Below are 6,392 nucleotides of genomic sequence, written 5' to 3' on the forward strand. Positions count from 1 at the left end.
TTTACTTGTCAAACAGGGCTAAATCTGCTTTCAGGAAATCCACAAACTGCCGCGCAGTCCTGCCCGATCGCCCATTGCGACGAGTTGCCCATTCTTTAGCGCGGTGTTCCAAATCCTCAGCAGCGAGTTTGATTCCAGCAAGTTCTGCCAGATGTCGGACAATTGTTAAATAAGTGTTTTGATCGGCCGGTTCAAAAGTTAAAGTCAACCCAAACCGATCACTAAATGAAAGTTTTTCCTGCACAGTATCCCAAGCGTGAACTTCGTCTCCATCGCGGGGGCGAGGCCTGTCGTCAAAAAACTCTCGAATTAAATGCCTGCGGTTAGATGTTGCGTAAACTACCACATTTTGAGAGCGAGCAGTGACATTTCCTTCCAAAACAACTTTCAGAGCTTTAAAAGCATCGTCATCTTCCTCAAAGGAAAGGTCATCCACAAAAATAATAAACTTTTGAGGAACTCCCCGCAACTGCTCGACAATTAGTGGCAAATCTTGCAAATCCGATTTAGATACTTCAATCAAGCGCAGATTGCGAGAGCCAAATTCATTTAACAGCGACTTAACCAAAGAAGACTTGCCCGAACCGCGGCTGCCGTACAGCAAAACGTGCAAAGCCCGATAACCTGCCAACAAAAACTCCGTATTTTTCACCAGGGCATCCCGTTGCCAATCGCAGCAAACCAACTCTTTTAAAGTTATGCGATCGGGATGCGAAATATTTGCCAACTGCCCTCCCCGCCACGCAAAAGCCCGATATTCGGCAAACAAACCCGTGCCAAACTGTCGGTAATAAACTGCCAAAGATTCCGCCGCACTCGACCATTTTTCTAGTTTCCCGTGCAGGGGCAAATCTCCCTGTTCTGCTACAGTTTCTGAATGCCAAATCGGAGGCACTGCGTCAAGTTGACCCGCTACCCGCACCCACTTGCTCAACTGTTCGCTGCTGCATTCGTAAATATTTTGCAGCACTTCTAAATCATGTCGGGCGGCCTCCACCAACGCGGGGGGCAAACTTGCAAAATCTGTTTGCTGTGCTCGGCGTGAAAAGGGGTTTTCGTCTTTGAGAATTTCGGAAATCAGAAAATCTTTCCAGCTTAAATTTTTAGCAGCCTGAACTTTGAACCAGTTCCCGTAAGCTACCTGACATTCCAAACCGCTGACTTCGCTGTGGTGAAGGGCTTGCAGCAAATCGAGAAAAGCTTGACCTGCGGGGCTTTTGAGAACTGATTGATACAGCAGCAGGGATGCTGCTTGGCGCTGGAGGTAACGGATTTGGGCGATCGCACCAGAAGTTAGGGCTGACATAATGGCAATTGTATAACAGTTACATATCCTGACTGGCTTTAATAAATTTTCTAACAATTCGTGACACTAATTGCAGGCCGCGCTGTATAAATTTAGATGCAAAGAGTGAAATCGGGAGGATTAAAAATGAATATAGGGACAGCAGCGGCGATCGGCTACGGCATTTTAACACTGGTTGGCGGCATCATGGGTTATATCAAGGCCAAAAGCCAAGCCTCGCTCATTTCGGGCCTGATTAGCGGTTCCCTCCTAATTTTTGCCGGCACCGCCCAGCTTATGGGACAAAGTTGGGGTTTAACATTAGCAGCAGCCATCTCCGCTGTTTTAGTAATAGTCTTTATTGTGCGCCTGGTTAAAACTAAAAAATTCATGCCGGCAGGAATGCTAATTTTAGCTAGCTTAGCGTCTTTGGGCGCGATCGTTTACGAAATCAGCGGTCAATATCAATAATCTGTTGACTGTTGACTGTTGACTGTTGACTGTTTTTAGTGGTCAGTGGTTATTTGTTAATTGTTAGTTGTTCGTTCTAATAACCAATAACCAGTGACCAATAACCAATAACCAGTGACCAATAACTAATGACTAATGACTAATGACTAATGACTAATGACTAATGACTAACCACTAATGATTGATGACTGCATCAATATACTGCTGAACTTCCCTGAGTTGCTGCCGCTGGCATTCGATCCAATCTTTTTCCGCCGCTCGCTGTTCCGGCGTCTCTTTCTGATACCGCCCCTGCTTCTCTAAAAAATTATTGTAGAATTTAATCGCTTTTTCAACTGTTTGAATAGCCAGTTTCATGCGCTCCTCAAAAATTGCCAAAATCACCTTGTCCAGGATTAAGCCAATCACTTTACAGCAATCTTCAAAATCGACCAAACTGATTCCCATATTGCTTTTATGAACCAGAGTTTCTACAGGTTCTTTCAGCGTTTCTTTAAAACTCTTCATATAAGAATCCGGCAAATATTTCACTGGCTCCGTAAACTTCGATACAATCTCGCTGCCTATTGATTGTAGTCGATCTCTAAATTTAGATTGACTGTTTAGGTCGAAGCATTCAATACAAAGTTCAATTTTTTCTATATCAATAGATTGTAACTCTTGAAAAATTAAACTTAGTTCATTGTCCATAATGAAAATCACTCGCTCGGCTTGGGCATCAACTTCATTCCGCAACTCTTTGTGCAAATTATCTTTTTCAAAAAAAGAGATAGTATCTCTTTGAAAGACTTGAGGGTTTTTATCCCACAAAAACCACTGATTTTTTAACTTGGTCGCCTTGTCGCTCCAAGATTTGCGAACTTTAGCAACAGCATCATATTTGCCCTGTTTTCCTAAACTGCGAATTCTCACATCGCATCCGCTTAGTTCGCCAATTTGCTCCCAGACATCAACAGGAGATGCTCCAGCAATTCTCGGCTTGCTATTCCAGACATCCTCAGCCTGAGATACATCTTTAAAACATACCTGAAGTAACCCCTTGAGTCTGATGGCAGATTGCTTAATTTCGTCAATACAAGGTTCCACATCTAAACTGAGTTGGGTAGCTGACTGTTTAATCTCCACGGATTGATATTCGTCTGCCAACAATCGATCGCTAAACTGGCTAATAGCCTGGAATGCCTTGAGATACTCATTCATCTGTCTTCCCCCTTGGAGACCCCCACTGAACCTGTACTCAGGTCAGTGGTGAGAGGAAAAGGGGGGCAAGGTTTATGCTGCATAAGAATAACCATCCTTTCTGTGAATAATTGAACAATATTTGTGGCTAACCCCCGACACCAATTCTGATGCGGAAATATTAAACGAACCACTTGTTCTAACGGCAACACGCCCAACGTATTTACCAACTTTTTTACCAGAAGTAACGATTGCTTTGACAATATCTCCAGTTTGAAAACCTTTAATAAACTTAAGTCGGGGAACATAGCGATATGGAAATCCAAACTTATCGGTACGACATATTTGACGTGTCCCATGTCCAGTAGCTTTAATTAACAACGGTTTGCTTGTTAAAATTTCCAACGATTCAACTTTCCCTACACAAGCTGCATCTAGCCAGTGAGTTTTAGCTAGATTTAATCGAGTGCGATTGAACTTTGTTAAGCCGCCACTGCCAGTAGAAACAGGCAAACCAGTCATACTAAGCCGATTGAATAATGCCCAACGAGTTAAATTGACTGCTGTCGCGTCTTTCAAAGGACGCTTTGCTTGAGATAAAACCCGTTTCAAGACCTCGGGCTTTTTAGACAGGAATTGCTCAATATTTTGAGTTCCTTTGTTGATATTGCACTTTCCACAAGCAAGGCAAAGATTAGAAATGCGATTAGAACCACCCTTAGCTTTAGGATGAATATGTTCGACTTGTAATGGTGTATTTGTAACACCACAGTAAGCACACTTTCTCTCCCACTTGTTGAGCAAATATTCCCGAACTTCGTAGCCACACAAAACGCCTTGTTGGTACTCAACTCCCGAAATTTCCGGGCTTTGTAATTGTTGTAAGTCAAACCGCACAAGTTCTTGAACAATAGAAACAATGGGGGCAAGTTTCATCAATTTAGTCACCCATGTTAGAGTTGTTTCAACGCGATGTTGCAAACTTGGTGCTAGCCAACCTTTAAGGCGAATTCTATTTAGGAATCTAGCTGGACGATAGCGAGTATGGCGATTTCTCCTTCCTCTACGTAATGAACGACGAGATTCAAGGTTGGCTTTAATAGCTTGACCTCGGTGAGTTAGTTCTGCACCAAAGATTACTTTTTCTCCTTGCAGTAATGCGAACCCAGTGGTTTTAGAGCCTGGGTCTATTTTGAGAGTGATTGGTTTTTGGGTTGCTGTTACCTCTACCTTGAGAATTAGTGTGAATGGGTACCTTTTAAAAACAGCAGCTTTGCCATTAGTTAGCAATTTACGGGCCATTCCTGGGTGGATTGGATTGAGCAGTCGTTTTTGGGTATCTAGTACAAAAACAAAGTTAGACATTTTAAGTCCTCCCTTTCGGGGTAATGTTAGCTTCGTCAATGTTTAAGGTCGGTAACTATCTTAAAAGCACTGGCTTAACCCTTACACCTGTTTAACTTTTAAGTTCTAGAGCAAAGAACTAGCAACGCATTCTCTGGTAGGTACTTTAACGCTTACCTTAAACGTAGTGATTTAACACGCTTGACTGGTCAACTCGGCTTTTTCAAGCGCCCACTATATCGGTACTCCGATTAGTGGTGGGTAGTTGACTTCCTTTCATCCCTCGTTTCCCTAAACAGCATACAATACAGAACATCTGCCTTTTTGAATGGAAACTGAGTCACAACATGGATTATATATTCACTCCTGCAACTCAGGCGCGACTCAATAGTGGCAACCTAGTACAGCCTGCTGCCAAAACAGGACAATTGCTCCCTGCTGCTAGAGATCCGGTGACAGGGGAGTTTGTGGAACTCGCAAAAATCTTTTATCAATCAACAAGTGGAACTCTATCCGATCGCGGAGTTATAGGATTGCTCGCACAGTTAGCCGGAGGTGGCCCCGTACAGCCGCTGGTAGCTCCCGTATACGTGACAGTGGCGCCGTTGCAGGTTGCTCAAACTCATCAGGGGTTTCAAAAAATATACAGAATGCTTAACTGTCTGAAAATTAATTTGGCAGTGATGCAAGCGACTGCTGCTGTCATGGGTATGGGCGCTGTGTCGAGCACAGTTTTGTCCGCAGTAAACCTCAACCAAGTATTAAAAATCCGAGAAGAGGCAAAGCACCAGAAGCTAAAAATTAAAGACGGGTTTATCGATCTCAGACACATCCTCAAAGATAGGGGAGTAGAGGTGATCCAGCAGATTTTTAAGGTGGCTCACGACTCTAGTTTTGAAATGCACCGCCAGAAACTGGTTAACGGTTACGATATTTTTTCTAAAGCTATTAAACGCTGTCAGTCAGCCCTAACAGTGCCCGATATTAAACTTCGGAATTCCGAAATTAATAGCGGGCGAGATATGCTGTTTGAGGCTTTAAAAATTTATGACAATCCAAGTTTGTTGGAGGGAGTGTGTTCTGCCGGACAACTCAGGCAAATGGAATGTGTTTGGGCGATCGAGCAGGCGATCGGCGTCACGTTTCACTTGCAGCGCGCCTACGATATGGTGAGCGATCGCCTGCTGGAACTCCAATCAAAAATTCGTCAAAATATTCTAACTGTTGTTAAAGGATGTCAATCCGAAGCCGAACTAGATTTTTTATTTCCTGAAGTTGCTAGGATTCTCGGTCATGATTTAAGTGTAATAGAATTTTGGCAAAATGAGGTTGATTGGATGCAAACTTTGTCTCCAAAAGAGCAGCACCAGTTAGCTAGTTTAGATAAACTCACCGGCGAGAGTTTAAAAAGCAGCGTGTACACTACATTCGCGGTATTAGCGGCGGAACCTTCACTTTATGAAAGTTTAAAGCAAAAGTCTCACTTTCTATCCTTGCGCGACCAGCTAACCTTCGCTGTGTCGCCGGAAATCCGGCGGAGATACGAATTTTATGTCAGCCAGCAGGCGATCGCTACTGGCTATCCAGCTTTAGCTGCCTCGAATTGGCAAGAAATATCCGATTTAACTGTGGCTAACCTCTACTACTTTTTTCAAATCCGAGAGGACTCAACTGAAAGTTATCCAACTGAGGACGAATTAGAAACGCCTTATTGGCACTTTCCCCAAACCTTAAAAAACGAGTTGAATTACAGCAATTAAATGACCAATGACCAATTACACCACTTCCTCATACCAATTCACTATGAATCTGCACTTAATATAGCTTCAAGGATCTAGTCCCAACCACAGAGAGATAAAACTTCTTCATTCGTGAGAGATTTGATAATTATATCTACCTGTTCTTTAAGTTTATCTAAACTCGAATAATTTTCTCACTTTATGTCTTTTTTGGGATGTTTCCACAATTTTTCACTCGGATTGAATTCAGGACTAGAGGCAGGTAAATATATTGACATTATATGCAGAGAGCCTGTCTAATAAGCTGTTGTACCTTTAAATAGGGTATAATAAAAAATGAGTTTAGTCAATCTCTACAAAAATGCCAGCTAAAA

5 protein-coding genes are annotated in these 6,392 nt (G+C 42.8%); 2 read left to right on the forward strand and 3 right to left on the reverse strand.

The window, feature by feature from the left end; all coding sequences use genetic code 11:
- Position 1 precedes the first annotated feature (1 nt).
- A complete protein-coding gene (locus QT996_RS20710) occupies positions 2-1,306 on the reverse strand; it encodes an ATP-binding protein (RefSeq protein ID WP_333048634.1) in 1,305 nt (434 codons plus the stop codon).
- A 126-nt stretch (positions 1,307-1,432) separates the two neighbouring features.
- On the opposite strand from QT996_RS20710, the gene QT996_RS20715 reads away from it, so the two are divergent.
- A complete protein-coding gene (locus tag QT996_RS20715) occupies positions 1,433-1,756 on the forward strand; it encodes a TMEM14 family protein (protein WP_333048635.1) in 324 nt (107 codons plus the stop codon).
- A 174-nt stretch (positions 1,757-1,930) separates the two neighbouring features.
- Here the strand turns inward: QT996_RS20715 and QT996_RS20720 are convergent, their stop codons facing one another.
- Both QT996_RS20720 and iscB read right to left on the reverse strand, forming a co-directional pair.
- Positions 1,931-2,956, reverse strand: coding sequence for a hypothetical protein (locus QT996_RS20720; protein WP_333048636.1), 1,026 nt, complete (start codon positions 2,954-2,956; stop codon positions 1,931-1,933).
- Between the two features lie 72 nt (positions 2,957-3,028).
- Complete coding sequence (gene iscB, locus QT996_RS20725) at positions 3,029-4,300, reverse strand: RNA-guided endonuclease IscB (RefSeq protein WP_333048637.1); 1,272 nt, start codon at positions 4,298-4,300, stop codon at positions 3,029-3,031.
- Between the two features lie 326 nt (positions 4,301-4,626).
- Here iscB and QT996_RS20730 point away from each other — a divergent pair, with 326 nt between their 5' ends.
- Complete coding sequence (locus QT996_RS20730) at positions 4,627-6,039, forward strand: hypothetical protein (RefSeq protein WP_333048638.1); 1,413 nt, start codon at positions 4,627-4,629, stop codon at positions 6,037-6,039.
- Positions 6,040-6,392: the final 353 nt, after the last annotated feature.

Origin of the sequence: Microcoleus sp. S13C4, assembly GCF_036700865.1 — a bacterium.
Classification (GTDB): Bacteria; Cyanobacteriota; Cyanobacteriia; order Cyanobacteriales; family Microcoleaceae; genus Microcoleus.